Here is a 19195-nt window from a genome sequence, read left to right on the forward strand (position 1 = left end):
TGTCAGCTCGCCGCAGGGGGAGAGTGGAAGTCCAGGGTCGAGGCCAGCCGGTAGGCGGCGCTCAAGTCGGTCAGGCCGGCCGGGGCGCCATGGATGGCGACCTCGGCCTGGCCCTGGGCGCGCAGGCGCGCGGCGAGTTCGGCGAGCAGCGCCAGGCCGGCGCTGTCCACACGCGACACCGCCTGCAGGTCCAGCGCGCGTGCGCCCGGCAGCGCGCGCAGCGCCGCCGGCCACAGCGCGGTGGCCGCGGCACGGTCGAGCACGCCGCTCAGCGCGAGCGTGTCGCCGTCGCGGCGCAGTTGCGCATCACTTGCCACTGTTGCTCGCCGGTGCCGCCTGCAGCGTGCCGTTGCGCAGCTCGGACGCGACCTCGGCGATCGACTTGTTGCGCAGCGGGGTGTCGAACTGGTTGCGGAAGGTCTGCACGTAGGACACGCCCTCGACCATCACGTCGAAGATCTTCCAGCCCGCGCCGGTGTTGCGCAGCAGGTAGTCCACCGGCACCGGGTCGCCGCCGCTGCGCAGCAGCTCGGTCGAGACCTTGACGCCGCGGCCGCCTGGCAGCGGGGTTTCCGACTTCACCCGCACCTGCGGCTTGCCTTCGAAGGTCAGCAGCGAGGTGCCGTAGCGCTGCATCAGGTTGTCGGCCATCGCGTCGCCGAACAGCTTGACGTCGGCGTCGGAGGCGCCGCGGCCGTGCACGCCCAGCACCAGGCGGGCGGCGTAGTCGCGGTCGAAGGACTTGTTCATCTCGCTGTCGATGAACTGGCGCAGCGCGGTGGGGTTGCTCTTGAACTCGTTGCGGCGCTGTTCCAGCGTGGTCAGGATGCGCGTGCTGTTCTCCAGCACCACCTTGCTGGCCGAACCGGCCTGGGCGGCGGAGGCAGCCGGCGCGGCGGCCTGGGCCAGGGCGGCGGAGGGCGCGGCCACGGCCAGCGCGGCGGCGAGAGCGGCGGAAAGCAGTTTGATCGTCATGGCTTGGGTTCCGTTGCGGGCGTGGTGGGGTCGGCCGAGGGTGCGGCAGCGGGCGTTGCGTTCTTGTCGCCGCCGGCGCTGCCGCCGCCGAACATGTACTTGCCGACCAGCTGGATCAGGTCCACCGCCGGCTGGGTGAAGGCGATTTCCTGGCCGGGCTTGAGCGTGTCCGGGTCGCCGCCGGGCTGCAGGCCGACATAGCTCTCGCCCAGCAGGCCGCTGGTCAGGATCGCCGCCGAGGTGTCGGCCGGCAGATCCTTGTACTTGTCGTCGATGGACAGGGTGACGACCGAGTCGAACTTGGTCGGGTCCAGGTCGATCTTGGCGACCTGGCCGATGATGACGCCGCCGATCTTCACTGGCGCCTGCGCACGCAGCTGGCCGATCTGCGAGAAGCGCGCGATCAGGTCGTAGCGGTGGCCGCCGAAGCCCCACTGGCGGTTGGTGGAAGCCAGCGCCAGCACCAGCAGCGAGGCCAGGCCCAGCAGCAGGAAGGCGCCGACGGCGAACTCGAGACGGGGACCACGGAGAGCCATAACGTGTCTACCTTGTTGATTCAGCGTGGCCGCGGCGCCAGTGCCGCGACCGGGATGTTGCCGCGGAGCCTGCCGTCGCCGGCTGGCTACGCGTTGGCGCCGCTCAGCGGAACAGCAGCGCCGACATGACGAAATTGAACATCAACACCAGCAGCGAGGCGTTGACCACGGCGCGGGTGGTGGCCACCGAGGTGCCCTCGATGGTCGGCTCGGCGTGGAAGCCGACATAGGCCGCCACCAGCGCCGCGGTGCCGCCGAACACTGCCGACTTCAGCATCGCCACGCCGAAGTCGTCCCAGAAATCCACGCTGCTCGACAGCGCCGACCAGAACGTGCCGCGGTCCAGGCCGAGAGCGCCCACCGCCTCGAAATAGCTGGCGCTGATCGCCAGCGAGCAGAAGATGCCGGTCAGCAGCGGCACGGTCAGCACCGCCGCCCAGAAGCGCGGCGCCACCGCCTTGGCCACCGGGTCGATCGCCATCAGCTCCAGCGCCTTGATCTGGTCGGTGGCGCGCATCAGGCCCAGTTCGGCGGCGATGGAACTGCCGGCGCGGCCGATGAACAGCAGCGCGGTCAGCACCGGCGCCAGTTCGCGGTACAGCGACAGGCCGAGCAGGGTCGACAGCGCATCGGAGGCGCCGTAGGTCTGCAGCGTGCGGTAGCCCTGCAGGGTCAGCACCAGCCCGACGAAGGCGCCGCCCACGGCGATGATCGGCAGCGAGCGCGCGCCGACCTTGTAGATCTCGCGGATCAGCTCGGCCAGCAGGTCGCGGGTCGGCAGCGAGCCGCGCAGCACGGTCAGGAAGAACAGCCCGGCGCGGCCCAGGGAACGGATCGGGGCAACGATGGCCATCAGGCGGCGCTCCGCGCGCGCTGCGGCGCATCGAACGGGATCGGGCCGTCGGGGCGGCCGTGCAGGAACTGCTGCAGCAGCGGATCGCTGCTGGCCTGCAATTCCTGCGGGGTGCCGGCGAAGACCACGCCGCCGTTGGCGATGGCCACGGCCTGGTCGCAGATCGGCAGGGTCTCGTGGACGTGGTGGCTGACGATGATGCTGGTCAGGCCCAGGGTGTGGTTGAGGCGCTGGATCAGGCTCATGATCACGCCGGAGGCGATCGGGTCCAGGCCGGTCAGGGGTTCGTCGTAGATCATCAGCGGCGGATCCAGGGCCAGCGCGCGTGCCAGCGCCACGCGCCGCGCCATGCCGCCGGACAGCTCGCGCGGCCAGGCATCGGCGGCGGCCAGCAGGCCCACCGCGTGCAGCTTCAGCGCCACCAGCCGCTGCAGCACCGGCTCCGGCAGGCGGGTGTGGGCGCGCAACGGCAGCGCCACGTTCTCGGCCACGCTCAGGTCGGTGAGCAGGCCATTGCCCTGCAGCAGCACGCCGATGCTCTTGCGGGTCTCGCGCAGCGCGCGGCTGCCGCGCGGCAGCGGCTGGCCGAACACCTCGAGCGTGCCCGCGGCCGGCACCAGTTCGCCGGTCAGCGCCGCCAGCAGCGTGGACTTGCCGCTGCCGGACGGCCCGAGCACGGCGGTGATGCTGCCGCGCGGCACGCGCAGCGAGACGTCGCGCAGGATCGCGCGGCCGCCGCGGTCGATACGTACGCCCGACAACTGCACCAGATTGGGTTCGGAAGACGCCATCGCGACCTTTAACGAAAATACAACATAGGATCGATCCGTTCGGCTGAACTTAACCGAACTGGCCCGTGCAGTATTGTGGCACCGCAAGGGCCGGTGTGCGCGCCGGCTTCGCCCTGTTCATGCAACAGCGTGTCATGCCGCAGCGTCTCTGCCCGGCCCGCGATCGCGTCGGGCGCGCCGTCGCCGCACGCCGTGTGGACAAATGCCGGGACGTGCTTGTGCCCTTGGCTGCGCCACGCGACGATGCCGGCAGGCGCCCGTGCCGAACCACACCTGGAGTCAAGGATGGAGCTGTTGAGCTTGGAACACTTCGCCGGAAGCGTGAACGAGACGTTCGCGGCGCAGTTGAACGAGGGCGAGGTCGCGTTCGTGCTGGTGGAGGCACGGCCGTTGCCGACGTCTCCCGCGGCGCGGCGCGCCCCGTTCTCGCTGCTGTTCCGCAACGGCTCGGCGTTCCTGTTTCCGCAGCAGACCTACCAGATGCGTCATCCGCGCCTGGGCGAGATCGGCATCTTCCTGGTGCCGGTCGCGCGCGAACGCGACGGCTTCCTGTATCAGGCGGTGTTCAACTGACCCGTGCCCGGCCCCGCGCCGGGGCCGTCCCAGCGCATGGCCAGATGGGTCTGGCCGGCTTCGCCGGCGACGAAGCCGAGCCGCGCGTAAAGCCGCTGCGCCTGGGGGTTGGCATGCAGGACATGCAACGTCAGCGCACGCCCGTCCGCACTCGCGAACGTTTGCGCGTGCGCGATCAGCGCGCTACCGATGCCTTGTCCGCGGCAGTCCGGCAGCAGGCTGATATCGACCAGCACGTGCGGATCCGCGCTGCGGTCCAGGTACAGCCGACCCAGCCGCCCGCGCGGGTCTTCCACGATCAGGAAGTCGGCGGACGGGAAATGCTGCAGATAGTGCGCGTGCTGCAAGGCGAACTGCTGGTCGAGAAAGGCGCGCTTGGCCGGTTCCGGCCATGGCACCGCGGCCAGCTCGTCGTGGCGCGTGCTGGCGTACAGGTCGCGCAGCCAGGGCATGTCGCCCGCGTGCGCGGCGCGCAGCACCACGCCACGCGTCCGCAGCGCGGCTGGCGCCTCGATGGCCTCGTGCCTGGCGGGAAACGCCGGCACAGGCGCAGCACTGGCCATGTGGCCGCTCAACTGAAGACGGGGTAGTCCCCGCTGAGCGCGATACAGAAGTTCACCGCCAGATACGGCTGCCGGTTCTCGTGCGCCAGCCCCTTGCCGGTGGGCATCACCATGGTCGGGGAGAACTGCGTGTTCGGCGCGACGGCCAGGAACGGACGTTCGCTGGTGCTGTTCAGTGACGACAGGGCGGCACCGCTGGCAGGGGTGCCGGTCTTCTTGGCCGGATCCGGTTGCGAGAACGCATTGACGCCGTGCTGGTGCATCGGGATCTGCGTGCTTTGCAGGCTGACGCCCGCCGATCCGAAGTTGCTGCCCAGCGTGTGCGCAGTCAGCCCAGGTCCCGGGCCTTGCTGGCAGCCGGCGCGCGCGGTGAAGTTCGGCAACTGGAACGTGCTGCTGCCATTGCCACCGTAGGCCACGCCGAGCAGCGAATACAGCGCGCTGTTCTGCGTGATCGGCAGGACGGCGCCGTTGCACAGCGCCCAGCCATACGGGTTGTAGTCGAAGCCGAACAGCTGGATTTCGCCGAGATAGGGTTCGGTCATGAGCGGATTCCTCCGATGCAGCGGATGCGTGCCGCAGCCATGCCGGCGCGGCGCAGGGATCAGGCCTGTTGCGGGAAGATGCCGGTGGTGGCGATGCAGTACTGCACCGTCAGTGTCGGCATGGTGTTGTCGTGCGGCTGGTTGCCGCCGGCGAACGAGGTGCTTTGCGTGGACATCGCCAGCGTGGTGGTACCGCTGGTGTCGCTGGCATAGAACAAGGCGCCACTCACGGCGGCTGGGAGCAGACCGGCGGGCGCGGTGGCGGTCGCCGCCTCGGTGGTGGCCTGCGCGGTGTGCGTATGTGCCGGCATCTGCAGGTCGGTCAACGTCACCGTCTCGGTGCCGGCCTTTTGGGCGAGCACGTAGTTGCTGAGCCCCGGCCCCTGGCCCTGATGGATCGGCAGGCGACCGCGCAGATCCGGCACCGCGAAGGTGGTGGTGCCATTGCCGCCGTAGACGGTGCCAAGCAGGACGTACAACGGTTCGTACTCGGAGATCTGCAGCAGCGAGCCGTCGCACGCCTGCCAGCCCTGGGGTGTGCGGCCGAAGCCGAACATGCGGATTTCGCCGATGAAAGGGGTGCCCATGAGATGCTTCCTGGTCGATGAGGCGCCACGCGCACGGATGCGCGCTGCGCGCCCGAATGCGGATGCGCCTAGCTGCGCGAGGGGAAGATGCCGGACAGCGCGATGCAGAAATTGATCGTGGTGTACGGCTGCACGTTCGGATGCGGCTGGCTGCCGCCGCTGTTGGCGATGGTGGACTGCGACAGCGGTATCGTCGCGCCGGGCGCCGCATACAACGCATGCGGGGTCCCGGTGGACATGTTGTTGTTCGCGAACAGGCGGCCGGTCGGCGTGCGGTTGTCGCCGTTGACGCTGCTGCAATCCAGCAGGTGGGTATGCGCGGGCAGGTTGTCGCCCACCAGGGTCACTGTCTCCGCGCCGGCGGCCTGGCCCATCGGTAGGGCAGGCGGTTGCCATGCCGGATCGGCCGATGGCCCATAGCCCATCGGCGTGCGCCCGCGCATGTCGGGCAAGCCGAACGTGGTCTTGCCATCGCCGCCGAAGCGGGTGCTGAGCAGGCTGAACAGCGCCTGGTTCTGATTGATCGGCAGCAATTGCCCGTTGCACTGCGCAAAATACTTCGGCGCAAACGCGAAACCGGTCAGCATGATCTGACCGATGAAGAACTCGCTCATGCGGATCTCCCCCCGGAGTTGATGGCACAGACCTCGTGTCTGGTGCGCATCTACTTAATCACGACTTCGGCGACATGCAAGCGACGATTTCGCTGAACCAGACAGACATGACGCATTTGTTGCTTTACGTCGCCGCCGACTTGCTGTTCCAATGGCCGCGCGACGCGCATGGCCGATGCTTGGGGGGCCAATGTTCTGCGGAGTCCGAGGCACCAGGATGGCTGCCAGCGCCCATTGGGGTGGCGCGTTTTAGGGGAATCGAATATGTCTACGAATTGCACCGCGTGGAGCGGTATGCGGCTGACGTTGCGTTGGCTGATGGCGCTGCTGTTGCTGGCGATGTCGCAGGTCTGCCTGGCGGCCGGACCCTACTGCACGACGCCTCAGACCGCGACCGTGAACTCGGGTGGCTCGGTGACGTTCGACGTCAGCAGTTGCGACGGGCCCTCCAATACCGGCATGAGCGACGGCGCGCAGCCGTCGCACGGTAACTACGTCCTCACCGGCCAGCTCGACGCGGCCGGCACCGAGCGAGTGACCTACACCAACAACGGCGACGGCGCGACCTCGGACTCGTTCTACCTGCTGGACGAGGACAACAACCAGGTTGTCTTCAACATCACCGTCAACCCCTCGCGCACCGCCAGCATCGCGGTCTCGCCGTCCAGCGCCAACGAGGACAGCGGCGCGGCCTTCGTCTACACGGTGACGCTGAGCTCGACCAATAGTTCGGCGACCACGGTGAACCTGACCCGCAGCGGCACGGCCACCAGCGGAACCGACTACACCGGCGCGGTCACCAGCGTGGTGGTGCCGGCCAACGCCAGCTCCGCCAGTTTCAGCATCACCCCGGTCGCCGATAGCACGGTGGAAGCCGACGAGACGGTGATCTTCCAGGTAGCCAGCGGTAGCGGCTACTCGATCGGCAACCCGTCCAGCGCCACCGCCACCATCGTCAACGACGACTATCCCTCGGCGAGCATTGCGGTGTCGCCGGCCAGCGTGGCCGAGGATGGCAGCGCCAATCTCGTCTACACCGTCACCCTGAGCCAGGCGTCGCCGTCGGCGCTGTCGATCGGTTTCAACGTGGGCGGCACAGCCACCTCGGGCACCGACTACGCCGCGGTCAACTCGCCGCTGGTGATTGCGGCCGGCCAGACCAGCGGTACCATCACCATCGATCCCACTCCCGATACCACGGTGGAGCCGGACGAGACCGTGGTGATCAGCCTCAACGCGGGCAGCGGCTACACCGTGGGCTCGCCGTCCAGTGCCACCGGCACCATCCTCAACGACGACCAGCCGGCGCTGTCGATCAACGACGTGTCGCAGAACGAGGGCAATGCCGGCAATACCGCGTTCACCTTCACCGTCTCGCTCAGCCAGCCGGCCGGCAGCGGCGGGGTCAGCTTCGACATCGCCACCGCCAACGGCACCGCGACCGCGGGTACCGACTACATCGCCTCCAGCGTGAACGGGCTGACCATTGCGGCCGGCAGCAGCAGCGCCACCTTCACCGTGCAGGTGGTCGGCGACACGCTCAACGAACCCGACGAGACCTTCTTCGTCAACGTCACAAATGTCAGCGGCGCCACCGTGGCCGATGGTCAGGGCCAGGGGACGATCGTCAACGACGACGCGGCGCCGGCGTTGTCGGTCGGCGACGTCAGCGTCACCGAAGGCAACAGCGGCACCACCACGGCCACGTTCCCCGTCAGCCTCAGCGCCGCCAGCGGCCAGACCGTCACGGTCAATTACGCGACCGCCGACGGCAGCGCCAACGCGGGCAGCGACTATGTCGCCCGCTCCGGCACGCTGACCTTCTCGCCCGGTACCACCGTGCAGAACGTGGCGGTGACCATCAACGGCGACACCACCGTCGAGCCGGACGAAACCTTCACCCTGAACCTGTCCGGCGCCAGCAACGCCTCCATCGCGCGTGCCACCGCGACCGGCACGATCCTCAACGACGATGCGACGGTGACCATCGCGCCGGCCTCGCTGCCGGCGGCGACCGCCGGTAGTGCCTACAGCCAGACCGTGCTCGCCAGCGGCGGCACCGCGCCGTACACCTTCTCGCTCACCGCCGGCGCACTACCGGCCGGCTTGACCCTGAGCAGCGCCGGCGTACTGTCCGGCACGCCCACCGCCAGCGGCAGCTTCAACTTCACCCTGTCCGCGACCGATAGCGGCACGCCCACCAGCGGCAGCCGTGCCTACACGCTGACCGTGGCGGCGCCGACACTGACCCTGCCGGCGACGACCCTGCCCAACGGCACCGCCGGCCAGGCCTACAGCGCGGCGGTCACCCCGGCCAGCGGCGGCATCGCGCCGTATGCCTACACGGTGAGCGCCGGCGCGTTGCCGGCGGGCGTCACCGTCAACGGTGCCAGCGGCGCGCTGAGCGGTACGCCGACCGTGGCCGGCAACTTCAGCTTCACCCTGACCGCGACCGACAGCACCTCCGGCACCGCGGGACAGGCCGCGCGCAGCTACACGCTGGCCATCGTCTCGCCGACCCTGACCGTCGCGCCGTCCACGCTGCCGCCCGGGACCGCCGGCACCGCCTACAGCCAGACGCTGAGCACCAGCGGCGGCACGGCGCCCTACAGTTATGCGCTCAGCTCCGGCGCCCTGCCTGCGGGCCTGAGCCTGAGCGGCGCCGGTGTCCTCTCCGGCACCCCGACCGTGGCCGGCAGCTTCACCTTCGTCATCGGCGTCACCGACGCCGGCGGCTTCGGCGGCTCGCATGCCTATACCCTGGCCATCGCCTCGCCGACCCTGGTCATCACCCCGCCGACCTTGCCGGCGGCGGCGATCGCTGCCAGCTACAGCCAGGCGTTGAGCACCAGCGGCGGCACGGCGCCGTACAGCTATGCGCTCACTGCCGGTGCCCTGCCGAGCGGGATGAGCCTGAGCGCCGGCGGTGTGCTGTCCGGCACGCCGACCACGGCCGGCAATTTCGCGTTCACCGTGCGCGTCACCGACGCCAACGCCTTCACTGCGGCGCAGGCGTTCACGCTGACGGTCGCGTCGCCGACGTTGACCCTGGTGCCCCCGTCGCTGCCGGCCGGCACCGCGGGCACGGCCTACAGCCAGGCGCTCAGCGCCACGGGCGGCACCGCGCCGTACAGCTACAGCATCGCCACCGGCGCCCTGCCGGCCGGCCTGAGCCTGAGCGCCGCCGGCGTGCTCTCCGGCACCCCGACCCAGGCGGGCAGCTTCGTCTTCACCGCGACCGTCACCGACAGCACCGCCGGCGTCCCCGGCCAGGCCAGCCGCAGCTACACGCTGAGCATCGCCGCGCCGACCCTGGCCCCGGGTCAGCCGACCTTGCCTGCCGGCACCGCGGGCACGGCGTACAACCAGACCCTCACAACCAGCGGCGGCACCGCGCCGTACAGCTACAGCGTGGTCACTGGCGCGTTGCCGACCGGCTTGAGCCTGACCGCGGCGGGCGTGCTGTCCGGCACGCCGAGCGCCGCCGGCAGTTTCGCCTTCAGCATCAAGGTGAGCGACGCCAACGGCTTCTCGGCCACGCAGGCCTACACCCTCACCATCGCCTCGGCGATGCCGGCGCCGGTGGCGGCGAACGACACCGGCGCCACCCTGGTGGAGACCGCGCTGACCCTGGAGGTGACCGGCAACGACACCGGCAGCATCGACAGCATCGCCGTGGCCACCGCTCCCAGCCACGGCACCGCCACGGTGGATGGCATGCGCCTGGTGTACACGCCGGCGCCCGGCTACGTGGGCGTGGACAGCGTGCACTACATCGCCGTCGGTGCGGGCGGCAGTTCGGCGCCGGCCATCGTCACCATCACCGTCAACGCCCGCCCCATCGCGGCGTCGGCGATGGTGCCGGCGGTGACCGGGCAGGCGCAGACCCTGGACGTCACCCGCAACGCCACCGGCGGCCCGTTCGTGGCCGCTGCCGTGGTCGCGGTGCTGCCGGCCAATGCCGGTACCGCGACGATCACCCGGGCCGCCGCCAAGGCCGCCGGCGTGCCGACCGCGGCGGCGGACGAGGGCCCGGGCTTCATGCTCACCTTCGTGCCGAACCCGGCCTTCTCCGGCAACGCCACGGTGCGTTTCACCCTGTCCAACGCGTACGCGACCTCGGCCGAGGCGGACATCGTGTTCATGATCGCGCCGCGCCCGGATCCGACCCAGGATGCGCAGGTGCGTGGCCTGATCGACGCGCAGGCCGAGTCGACCCGGCGCTTCGCCAAGGCGCAGATCGACAACTTCCAGCGCCGCCTGGAGGCGACCCACCGTGGTGCGCGTGGCTTCGACAACGGCGTGAGCTTCCAGGCCACCTCGCACTGCCGCCAGCGCGACCGCACGCTGCAGAGCGACCGCAACCTCGACGCGCAAGCGTGCGACCCGGCGAACCGCGACCTGCGCGACAACGCCATGGACGGCGGCGCCGACACCTCGGCAGCGCCGCGCGAGACCGGCACGGCGGCGGGCGACCTCGGCCTGTGGGTGGGCGGCGCGATCCGCTCCGGCAGCCTGGACCAGCAGTCGCAGCGTGCCGGCGTGGATTTCCAGACCGATGGCCTGAGCGTAGGCGCCGACTACCGCGTGTCCCCGTCCTTCGCGCTGGGTGCGGGCGTGGGCTGGGGCCGCGACGACAGCGATGTCGGCCATGACGGCAGCCGCAGCACGTCCACCGCGTACACGCTGGCGCTGTATGCCAGCTATCACCCGGGCCAGACCCTGTTCTTCGACACCCTGGTCGGCTACCAGCTGCTGTCCTACGACCTGCGTCGCTACGTCACCGACAACGGTGCACTGGCCGAAGGCGACCGCAGCGGCCACCAGTGGATCGCGTCGCTGTCGGCCGGTGCCGACCTGCAGCGCGGCGATTGGCAGATCACCCCGTATGCGCGGGTGGATGCCGCGCGCGCCACGCTCGATGCCTACAGCGAAGCGACGATGGCGCCGTACGCGCTGCGCTACGAGGACATGGACGTGGCCACCACCACCGGCAACCTCGGCCTGCGCCTGGAATGGCGCCGGCAGATGACCTGGGGGCGGTTGACCCCGCAGTTCCGGCTCGAGTACCAGCACGACTTCCAGGGCCGTGGCGACGCCACGCTGGGCTATGCCGACATTGTCGGCGGCACCCTGTACCGCACCGGGCAGAGCGTGTACGACCGCAACCGGCTGATGCTGGGCGTGGGCGTGGTGTTCAGCACCGATCAGGGCCTGTCCACGCGCGTGGAATACCGCGGCGTGACCGACGGCGACAGCGGCAGCGACCAGACCTGGATGTTCAACGTCGAGAAGAAGTACTGATGCCGTCGCCTCTCTCCCGCCGGGAGAGGGGTTGGGGTGAGGGTCCGGCGCGAAGCGACCCGCGATGTTTGGGCACGCGAGGCTGCGCCCGCACCCTCATCCGGCCCTGCGGGCCACCTTCTCCCGGCGGGAGAAGGGAGCAACTAGCCCCTCTCCCCCCCCCCCCCCGGGAGAGGGGTTGGGGTGAGGGTGCGGCGCGATAGCGTCTCGCGATGTTTGGGTACACGAGGCTGCGCCCGCGGCCTCATCCGGCCCTGCGGGCCACCTTCTCCCGGCGGGAGAAGGGAGCAGCTAGCCCCTCTCCCGCCGGGAGAGGGGTTGGGGTGAGGGTCCGGCGCGAAGCGTCTCGCGATGTTTGGGCACGCGAGGCTGCGCCCGCACCCTCATCCGGCCCTGCGGGCCACCTTCTCCCGGTGGGAGAAGGGACGGGCTAGCCTCTCTCCCCCCGGGAGAGGGGTTGGGGTGAGGGTCCGGCGCGAAGCGACTCGCGATGTTTGGGTACACGAGGCTGGGCCCGAAAGCGCCGCATGCCCGCATCCGGCACAATGCCCGGCACATGCCTGCCCCATCCGCGCCCGATTTCCGGCTGTATCCGTCCAACGCGCTGGATACCCTGGCCGCCCTGCTCGCCGAAGAACTGCGCCGGCCGCCGCCGGAGCAGCCCTTGCTGGCGCCGGAGGTGGTGCTGATCCCGCAGGTGGCGATGCGGCGCTGGCTGCAGTCGACCCTGGCTGCGGTGCACGGGGTGGCGGCGAACCTGGAATTCCTCACTCCCGGCGAGTTCGTCGCGCGCGCGCTGGAGCGCAATCTCGGCGCGGCGGCCGACGACCTGGACATGGCGACCATGCACTGGCGCCTGTACGCGGCGCTGCAGGGCGACCTGGGCAGCGACGCGGCGCTGGCGTCGCTGGCCGGCTATCTGGCCGATGGCGATGCGCTCAAGCCGTGGAGCCTGGCCGGCGAACTGAGCAACGTGTTCGAGAAGTACCAGGCCTGGCGCCGCGACTGGCTGCTGCGCTGGGAAGGCGGCGCCGACCCGGACGATCCGCAGGCGCGGCTGTGGCGGCGCATCGCCAGCGGCCGCGCCTACCGCGCACGCCGCATCGGCCAGTACCTGGACCGCTACGCGCGCCCGGATGGCCCATTGCCGCAAGGCCTGCCGCGGCGCCTGTTCGCCTTCGCCGTGCTCAACATTTCCCCGGATGTGCTGCGCGTGCTGGCCACGCAGGCGCGCGCCGGCACGCTGCACTTCTACCTGCCGACCCCGGCGCAGGGTTACTGGGGCGATCTGCAGACGCTGTGGCAGCGCCGCCGCGAGGGCGGGGCGGTGGACCTGTTCGCCGAGCACGTGCAGGAGAACCCGCTGCTGCAGGCCTGGGGCGCGGCCGGGCGCGACTTCATGGCACTGATCGGCGACTACGAGGTGGTGCATCCGCTGGCCGAGATCGCGGTCTACGCCGATCCGCTCGAGTCGGGCCGGCGCGCGCTGGCCGATGGCGGCCTCGGCGACACCCTGCTGCGGCGCATGCAGAGCGACCTGTTCCATCGCCGCGCGCCGGCGCAGCCTGCGCCGCTGGCCGCGGTGGATCCGCACGATCCGAGCCTGCAGGTGCACGCCTGCCACACCCGCCTGCGCGAGCTGCAGGTGCTGCACGACCAACTGCGCGCGCTGCTGGACGACCCGCGCTTCGAGCCGCCGCTGCAGCCGCGCGAGATTGCGGTGCTGTCGCCGGACATCGATCCCTACGTGCCGTACCTGGACGCGGTGTTCGGCGGCCATGCCGGCGACGACGCCTTGCCGTACGCGCTGGCCGACGCCAGCCCGCTGGCCAGCGAGCCGCTGGCCGAGGTGTTCCTGGCGCTGCTCGGCCTGCCGATCGCGCGCTTCGGCCTGCACGAGATCCTGGACCTGTTCGCCAGCGCGCCGATCGCCGAGGCCGCCGGCCTGGACGAGGCCGGGCTGGAACGCCTGCGCGCCTGGCTGCATGCCGCCGGCGCGCGCTGGGGCCTGGACGCGGCGCACCGGCAGCGCCACCAGGCGCCGGCCGACGACGCCTACACCTGGCGCTTCGCCCTGGACCGGCTGCTGCTCGGCCACGCCAGCGGCGCCGAGGACGACATCGACGGCGTGGCGCCGTGGCCGCAGCTGGAAGGCAGCGCGCTGGCGGCGCTGGACACGTTGCTGCGCCTGCTGCGCGTGCTCGATCGCCACCAGGCCGCGCTGGCCGAGCCGATGCCGCCGGCGCAGTGGCGCGAAGTGCTGCTGGGCCTGCTCGAGGCGCTGCTGCCGCAGAGTCCGTCGGCACCGCGCCAGCAGCGCGCGCTGGAGCGCCTGCGCGCGCTGATCGACCAGTTCGCGCGCGACGCCGCCCGCGCCGACTATGCCGAGGCGGTACCGGCCGAGGTGGTGCGCGCGCACTTCGCCGCGGTGCTGGGCGAATCGGACACGCGCGCGCCGCTGCTCACCGGCGGCATCAGCTTCGGCCGCATGGTGCCGATGCGGCTGCTGCCGTTCCGGGTGATCTGCCTGCTGGGCATGAACGATGGCGATTTCCCGCGCCGTGATCCGGCCGCCGGGCTCAACCGCCTCACCGCCGAACTGGGCACCACGCGCCGCCGCCACGGCGACCGCTCGACGCGCGAGGACGACCGCTTCCTGTTCCTGCAGCTGTTCGCCTCGGCGCAGGAAGTGTTCTACCTGAGCTACCTGGGCGCCGACGCGCGCGACGGCAGCGTGCGCGAACCCTCGCCGCTGGTCGGCGAACTGCTGGCCTGCGCCGCCCAGTACCACGCCGACCCGGCCGCGGCCGCGGCCATGGTGGTGCGGCATCCGTTGCAGCCGTTCGCCGCCGCCGCGTTCGGCGCCACCGGTGCCGAGGATGCCGACCCGCGCCGTTTCAGCTACCGCCGGCAGTGGCGGCCGGCGGTGGACAGCCTGGTCGGCCAGCGCCAGCCGCTGGTGCCATGGATCGACGCGCTGCCGGCCGCGGCCGACAACGCGCTGCCGGCGCAACTGTCCATCGACGACCTGCGGCGGCTGCTGGTCGATCCGGCCGGGCAGTTCCTGCGCCAGCGCCTGGGCCTGCGCCTGCCCGATCCGGCGCAGGCCGACAGCGACCTGGAACCGCTGCTGGCGCCCAGCCGCGGACTCGATCAGTACGGCCTGCAGCAGCAGGTGTTCGAAGCGGTGCTGCGCGAGGACACCGAGGCGCTGTACGAACGCCTGCGTGCCCGCGCGCTGCTGCCGTCCGGGCCATTGGGCCGGCGCCAGCTCGACGAGCGCGTGCGCCAACTGCGCCCGTACGCCGAGGCGTTCCGGCAGTGGCGTGGCGGCGACGACGACCCGCCGCTGGCGCCGCGGCTGCAGGTGGACCTCGACGGCACCGCACTGCATGGCCGCCTGCCGGGTTGGTACGCGCCCGGCGTGGCGCGGGTGCAGGTGGGCGCCTTGAGCGGGCGCAGCGTGATCCGCCACGGTCTGGAATGGCTGCTGCTGCGCGCGGCCGGCGAACGCGCCCCCTACGTGCGGTTCTTCGACCATGACGACAGCCTCGGCCCGCATCCGATGGACCGCGAACCGCTGCCCGCCGTCCAGGCGCAGCAGGCACTGGGCGAGCTGCTGCAGCTGTACCGGCATGGTCGGCAGGCGCCGCTGGCGTTCGCGCCGTACAGCAGCTGGAAGTACTACCAGGCCGCGCGCGCCGGCGATCTCGACAAGGCGATCAAGGACGCCGCCGCGCAATGGCAGGCCAGCTTCGGCTGGAGCGAGGCCGACAGCCCGGAACTGCGCCTGGTCGGCCGCGGCCGCGACCCGTTCGCCGATGCGCAGCGCTTCGCCGACTTCGCCGCCACCAGCCAGCGCGTGTTCGGCCTGCTCGAGCAGGGCGACGCCGGCCCCGCGCTCGATCCCGACCGACTGAGCGACAGCTGGCAGCGCTGGCGCGGCACCCAGGAGGACGCCGAGTGAGCGCCGCACCCGACCGCGACCCCTACCTGCAGTTGCCGCTGCACGGCGTGCGCCTGATCGAGGCCAGCGCCGGCACCGGCAAGACCTTCACCCTGGCCACCCTGTTCACCCGCCTGGTGGTCGAACGCGGCCTGCGCCTGGGCCAACTCCTCGCCGTTACCTTCACCGAGGCCGCCACCCAGGAACTGCGCCGCCGCATCCGCGAGCGCCTGGCGCTGGCGGCCAGCCTGGTGCCGGACTCTGCCCCGGACCTCGTAGGAGCGGCTTTAGCCGCGACAGAGAACGCGGACACCACGTCGCAGCCACAACTCGATGCCCCCGACGTCGCCCTCACCCGCGCCATCCTGACCGCGCACCTGGCCACCGGCAGCGAAACCCCGACCGCCCTGCGCCGCCGCCTGCAGCAGGCCGCCGAGGACATCGACCTCGCCGCCATCTTCACCATCCACGGCTTCTGCGCGCGCGTGCTGCGCGAGCATGCGCTGGAAAGCGGCCAGGCCTTCGCCGCGCCGCAGCTGCTCACCGACGACCGCGAACTGTTGCGCGACGTCGCCGCCGACCTGTGGCGGCAACGCGCCGCCGATCCGGCGATGGCCGAGGACCTGGTGGCGCTGTGGCCGGGTGGGCCGGACGGCATGGCCATCGATCTGCGCGAACTGGTGCGGCATCCGACCCTGCTGCCGGCCGCGCCGGTCTTCGCCGCCGAAGACGGCGACGTGCTGCAGCAGGCCGCGCAGCGCGCCGGGGTGGCGCTGGCCGAAGCGTTCCGCACCCACGGCACCGCCTGTTTCGAGGCGATCGCCGCGGCGATGGAGGCCGGCGTGCTGAGCAAGGTCAGCTACAAGCCCGACTGGCTGACCGCGCTGTGGCACTGGCTGGATGCCTTCGCCGCGGCGCCGGCGGCGGACGCGCCGCCGCACCCGAAGCTGGTCAAGCTCACCGCCGCCGAACTGGCCGCCGGCACCAACAAGAAGCACACCGAGCGCACCCCGGCCTCGCCGCTGAGCCACGCCATCGACGGCTACCTGGCCGCATTGGCGCAACTGGCGCAGTGGCGCACGCAACGCCGCATCTGCCTGTTGCATGCGCTGCGCGCCGACGCGGCGGAGCGGCTGGCCTATCTCAAGCGCCAGCGCCGCGTGCAGACCTACGACGACCTGGTCGAAGGCGTGGCGCGCGCGCTGGAAGGCCCGCACGGCGCCGCCCTGGCGCAGCGGCTGCGCGCGCAGTACGCGGTGGCCTTGGTCGACGAGTTCCAGGACACCGACGATCGCCAGTGGACGATCTTCCGCAAGGTGTTCGCGCCGGAGACGATTAGCTCCGCCGTGGCGCAGGGCGATGCGGCGATCGCGCCCTCGCTGTCCACAGCGGACGACCCGCCGCCGCTGCTCGCCCTGATCGGCGACCCCAAGCAGGCCATCTACGGCTTCCGCGGCGGCGACGTGCGCACCTACCTGGCGGCCGCCGCGGGCGCCGAACGTGCGCCGCCGCTGGCGCACAACTTCCGCTCGCGCCCCGCGCTGCTGGCGGCGATCGACGCGCTGTACGCGCAGGCCGGCTACGCCGACGCCTTCCTCACCGACGGCATCGCCTTCCACCCGGTGCAGCCGGGCAGCAAGCGCGTCGATGCCGACCTGCAGCGCAATGGCGCACCGGCCCCGGCGCTGACCGTGTGGCGCGCGCCGGAACCGCCGCCGCCGCCGGCCACCGCCAAGGCGCCCGGAAAACCCAAGCCCTGGAGTGCCGGTCGCGCCCGCGAGCTGTGCACCGCCGCCTGCGTCGCGGCGATCCGCGGCTGGCTGGCCGATGCCCGCGACGGCACCGCCAGCTTGCTCGGCCGTCCGCTGCAGGCCGGCGACATCGCCGTGCTGGTGCGCAGCCACGGCGAGGCCACGCGCATCCAGCAGGCGCTGGCCGCGGCCGGCATTCCCGCGGTCGCCGCCGGCCGCCGCAGCCTGTTCGCCACCGACGAGGCGCTGGAACTGCTGGCCCTGCTGCAGGCGCTGCTCGACCCCGGCGACGACGGCCGCCTGCGCGCCGCACTGGCCACCGTGCTGATCGGCGAGGACGCCGCGGCCATCGCCGCACTCGACCACGACGGCGAGCGTCATCGCCGCTGGCAGCAACAGGCGCTGGACTGGCGCGAGCGCTGGCAGCGCGGCGGTCCGCTGGCGCTGATCGGCGACCTCGGCGCCGCGCACGGGCAGCGCCTGCTGGCCCTGGTCGACGGCGAGCGCCGCCTCACCAACTACCTGCAGCTGGCCGAACTGCTGCAGGAAGCCGACACCCGCGCGCTCGGCCCGCACGGCCTGGTCGACTGGCTGGCGCGGCGCATCGCCAATGCCGACGACAGCGACGAGGCGCAGCAGCTGCGCCTGGAGTCGGATGCGCGCCGCGTGCAGATCGTCACCCTGCACAAGAGCAAGGGCCTGGAGTATCCGCTGGTGTTCCTGCCGTACGCCGGCATCGGCCGCAGCGAGCGCAGCCCCGGGCGGCACTGCGTGGTGCCGGCACCGCAGGGCGGGCGCCAGTTGCAGTGGAACACCGGCCGCAGCGGCGGCGCATCCGATCCGGCCTGGGAGACGGCCGAAGCTGCGTGGAAACAGGAACAGCGCGCCGAGGACGCGCGCCTGCTCTACGTCGGCCTGACCCGCGCCGAACACGCGCTGTGGATCGCCACCGGCGCCTTCCCGCAGCACGAGCGCACCGCGCTGGCGCCGATGCTGCGCGACCTCGACGCCCTGCAAGCCGCCGCCGCGCCAGGCGCCATCGCCCTCGACAGCACCCCGCCGCCGGCGCAGTTGCCGCGGCTGCCGCCCGAGCCGGCGCCGCCGGTACCGCCGGCGCGCGTGCCGCAGCGGCGGGTGCTGCCGGAGTGGTGGGTGTACAGCTTCACCCAGCTGGCCAATGCGGACGCCGGCAGCGACCCGATGGCCAGCGCCACCGTGCCCAGCAGCGGCGGCAGCGACGAGCCCGCCGCCAGCGAGCCGGTCAGCGCCGCGGTGGAGGTGGACATGGTCGACCGCCGCTTCGTCGGCAACCGCTTCGGCGTGGCCATGCACGACGTGTTCGAGCGCTGCGACTTCGCCGCCTGGCGCGACTGGCGGCCGGGCCAGCCGGCGCCGGCCGGGCAGGTCACCGCCATCGTCGAAGCGTTGCAGCGCGGCGGCTATGCCGAGGACGAACTGGAAGACGGCACCGCCATGCTCACCGCCCTGGTCGGCAACACCCTCACCGTGGCGCTGCCCGAAGGCACCTGCCTGGCTGCGGTGCCGGAGGAGCAGCGGCGCAACGAAATGGAGTTCCACTTCGCCATGCGCCCGACCCGGGTCGACGCACTGCTGGCGCTGCTGCACCGCTTCGGCGTGGCCGGCGAGCGCCAGGCGTTCGGCGCGCGGCAGCGCCTGGAGGGGCTGATGACCGGCCTGATCGACCTCACCTACCACCACGACGGCCGCTGGTACGTGCTCGACTACAAGTCCAACCGCCTGCCGGCCTACGACCCCGACGCCTTGGCGCGGGCGATGGCGCACAGCGAATACACCCTGCAGGCGCTGATCTACACCGTGGCGCTGCACCGCTGGCTGCGCTTCCGCCTGGGCGAGGGCTACGACTACGTCCGCGACTTCGGTGGCGTGCGCTACCTGTTCTGCCGCGGCCTCGACGCCTCGCGCGCCCCATCGCCGGGCGTGTACGCCTGGCGCTTCGACCCGCACCTGATCGAAGGCGTCGACGCCCTGTTCGCCGGCGCCCCGCCTGAGCCCCTCTCCCCGCGGCGACCGCAGGAAGTCCCCGTGGGAGAGAGGGGTTGGGGTGAGGGTACGTCCGTTCACGGAGCCACCCCGTGAGCCACCCCACCCACCTCCCGGCCTCCCTCCGCCGCGCCG

General features: G+C 71.6%; 13 protein-coding genes. 4 read left to right on the forward strand and 9 right to left on the reverse strand.

Annotated elements, in window-relative coordinates; genetic code table 11:
• Nucleotides 1-2: 2 nt before the first annotated feature.
• The 5 genes from FHR56_RS18725 to FHR56_RS18745 all read right to left on the reverse strand — a co-directional run bounded on the left by FHR56_RS18725 (nt 3) and on the right by FHR56_RS18745 (nt 3155).
• Nucleotides 3-317, reverse strand: coding sequence for an STAS domain-containing protein (locus FHR56_RS18725; protein ID WP_184502800.1), 315 nt, complete (start codon nt 315-317; stop codon nt 3-5).
• The gene (locus FHR56_RS18730; protein WP_184502801.1) at nt 307-975 is read right to left on the reverse strand and encodes an ABC transporter substrate-binding protein; all 669 of its coding nucleotides are present in this window, start codon (nt 973-975) and stop codon (nt 307-309) included. Before FHR56_RS18730 ends, FHR56_RS18725 begins: the two co-directional genes overlap by 11 nt.
• Nucleotides 972-1511 (reverse strand): outer membrane lipid asymmetry maintenance protein MlaD, encoded by a 540-nt coding sequence (mlaD, locus tag FHR56_RS18735; protein ID WP_019796169.1) that lies wholly within the window; start codon nt 1509-1511, stop codon nt 972-974. The genes FHR56_RS18730 and mlaD overlap by 4 nt, the downstream gene beginning before the upstream one ends.
• 103 nt (nt 1512-1614) lie before the next feature.
• Nucleotides 1615-2364: an MlaE family lipid ABC transporter permease subunit gene (locus tag FHR56_RS18740; protein ID WP_010341089.1), complete on the reverse strand. Its 750-nt coding sequence runs from the start codon at nt 2362-2364 to the stop codon at nt 1615-1617.
• Nucleotides 2364-3155, reverse strand: coding sequence for an ATP-binding cassette domain-containing protein (locus FHR56_RS18745; RefSeq protein WP_184502802.1), 792 nt, complete (start codon nt 3153-3155; stop codon nt 2364-2366). Before FHR56_RS18745 ends, FHR56_RS18740 begins: the two co-directional genes overlap by 1 nt.
• 285 nt (nt 3156-3440) lie before the next feature.
• Between FHR56_RS18745 and FHR56_RS18750 the strand changes: the two genes are divergently transcribed.
• Nucleotides 3441-3728 carry a hypothetical protein gene (locus FHR56_RS18750; protein WP_019797426.1) on the forward strand — a complete coding sequence of 96 codons (288 nt, stop codon included), beginning with the start codon at nt 3441-3443 and terminating at the stop codon, nt 3726-3728.
• Here the strand turns inward: FHR56_RS18750 and FHR56_RS18755 are convergent.
• The 4 genes from FHR56_RS18755 to FHR56_RS18770 all read right to left on the reverse strand — a co-directional run bounded on the left by FHR56_RS18755 (nt 3710) and on the right by FHR56_RS18770 (nt 6037).
• The gene (locus FHR56_RS18755; protein WP_184502803.1) at nt 3710-4291 is read right to left on the reverse strand and encodes a GNAT family N-acetyltransferase; all 582 of its coding nucleotides are present in this window, start codon (nt 4289-4291) and stop codon (nt 3710-3712) included. The genes FHR56_RS18750 and FHR56_RS18755 overlap by 19 nt on opposite strands.
• An 8-nt stretch (nt 4292-4299) precedes the next feature.
• Entirely contained in the window at nt 4300-4836 is a 537-nt protein-coding gene (locus tag FHR56_RS18760) for a tail fiber protein (protein ID WP_019797428.1), read from the reverse strand.
• A gap of 59 nt (nt 4837-4895) precedes the next feature.
• The gene (locus FHR56_RS18765; protein WP_184502804.1) at nt 4896-5423 is read right to left on the reverse strand and encodes a tail fiber protein; all 528 of its coding nucleotides are present in this window, start codon (nt 5421-5423) and stop codon (nt 4896-4898) included.
• Nucleotides 5424-5491: 68 nt separating this feature from the next.
• A complete protein-coding gene (locus tag FHR56_RS18770) occupies nt 5492-6037 on the reverse strand; it encodes a tail fiber protein (protein ID WP_019797430.1) in 546 nt (181 codons plus the stop codon).
• A 294-nt stretch (nt 6038-6331) separates the two neighbouring features.
• Here FHR56_RS18770 and FHR56_RS18775 point away from each other — a divergent pair, with 294 nt between their 5' ends.
• The 3 genes from FHR56_RS18775 to recB all read left to right on the forward strand — a co-directional run bounded on the left by FHR56_RS18775 (nt 6332) and on the right by recB (nt 19156).
• A complete protein-coding gene (locus FHR56_RS18775; RefSeq protein WP_221441959.1) occupies nt 6332-11341 on the forward strand; it encodes a putative Ig domain-containing protein in 5010 nt (1669 codons plus the stop codon).
• Nucleotides 11342-11897: 556 nt separating this feature from the next.
• Nucleotides 11898-15308 carry an exodeoxyribonuclease V subunit gamma gene (gene recC, locus FHR56_RS18780; protein ID WP_160948491.1) on the forward strand — a complete coding sequence of 1137 codons (3411 nt, stop codon included), beginning with the start codon at nt 11898-11900 and terminating at the stop codon, nt 15306-15308.
• Nucleotides 15305-19156, forward strand: coding sequence for an exodeoxyribonuclease V subunit beta (gene recB / locus FHR56_RS18785; protein WP_160948492.1), 3852 nt, complete (start codon nt 15305-15307; stop codon nt 19154-19156). The genes recC and recB overlap by 4 nt, the downstream gene beginning before the upstream one ends.
• Nucleotides 19157-19195: the final 39 nt, after the last annotated feature.

Source organism: Xanthomonas sp. F10 (assembly GCF_014206815.1).
Taxonomy (GTDB): domain Bacteria; phylum Pseudomonadota; class Gammaproteobacteria; order Xanthomonadales; family Xanthomonadaceae; genus Xanthomonas_A; species Xanthomonas_A indica.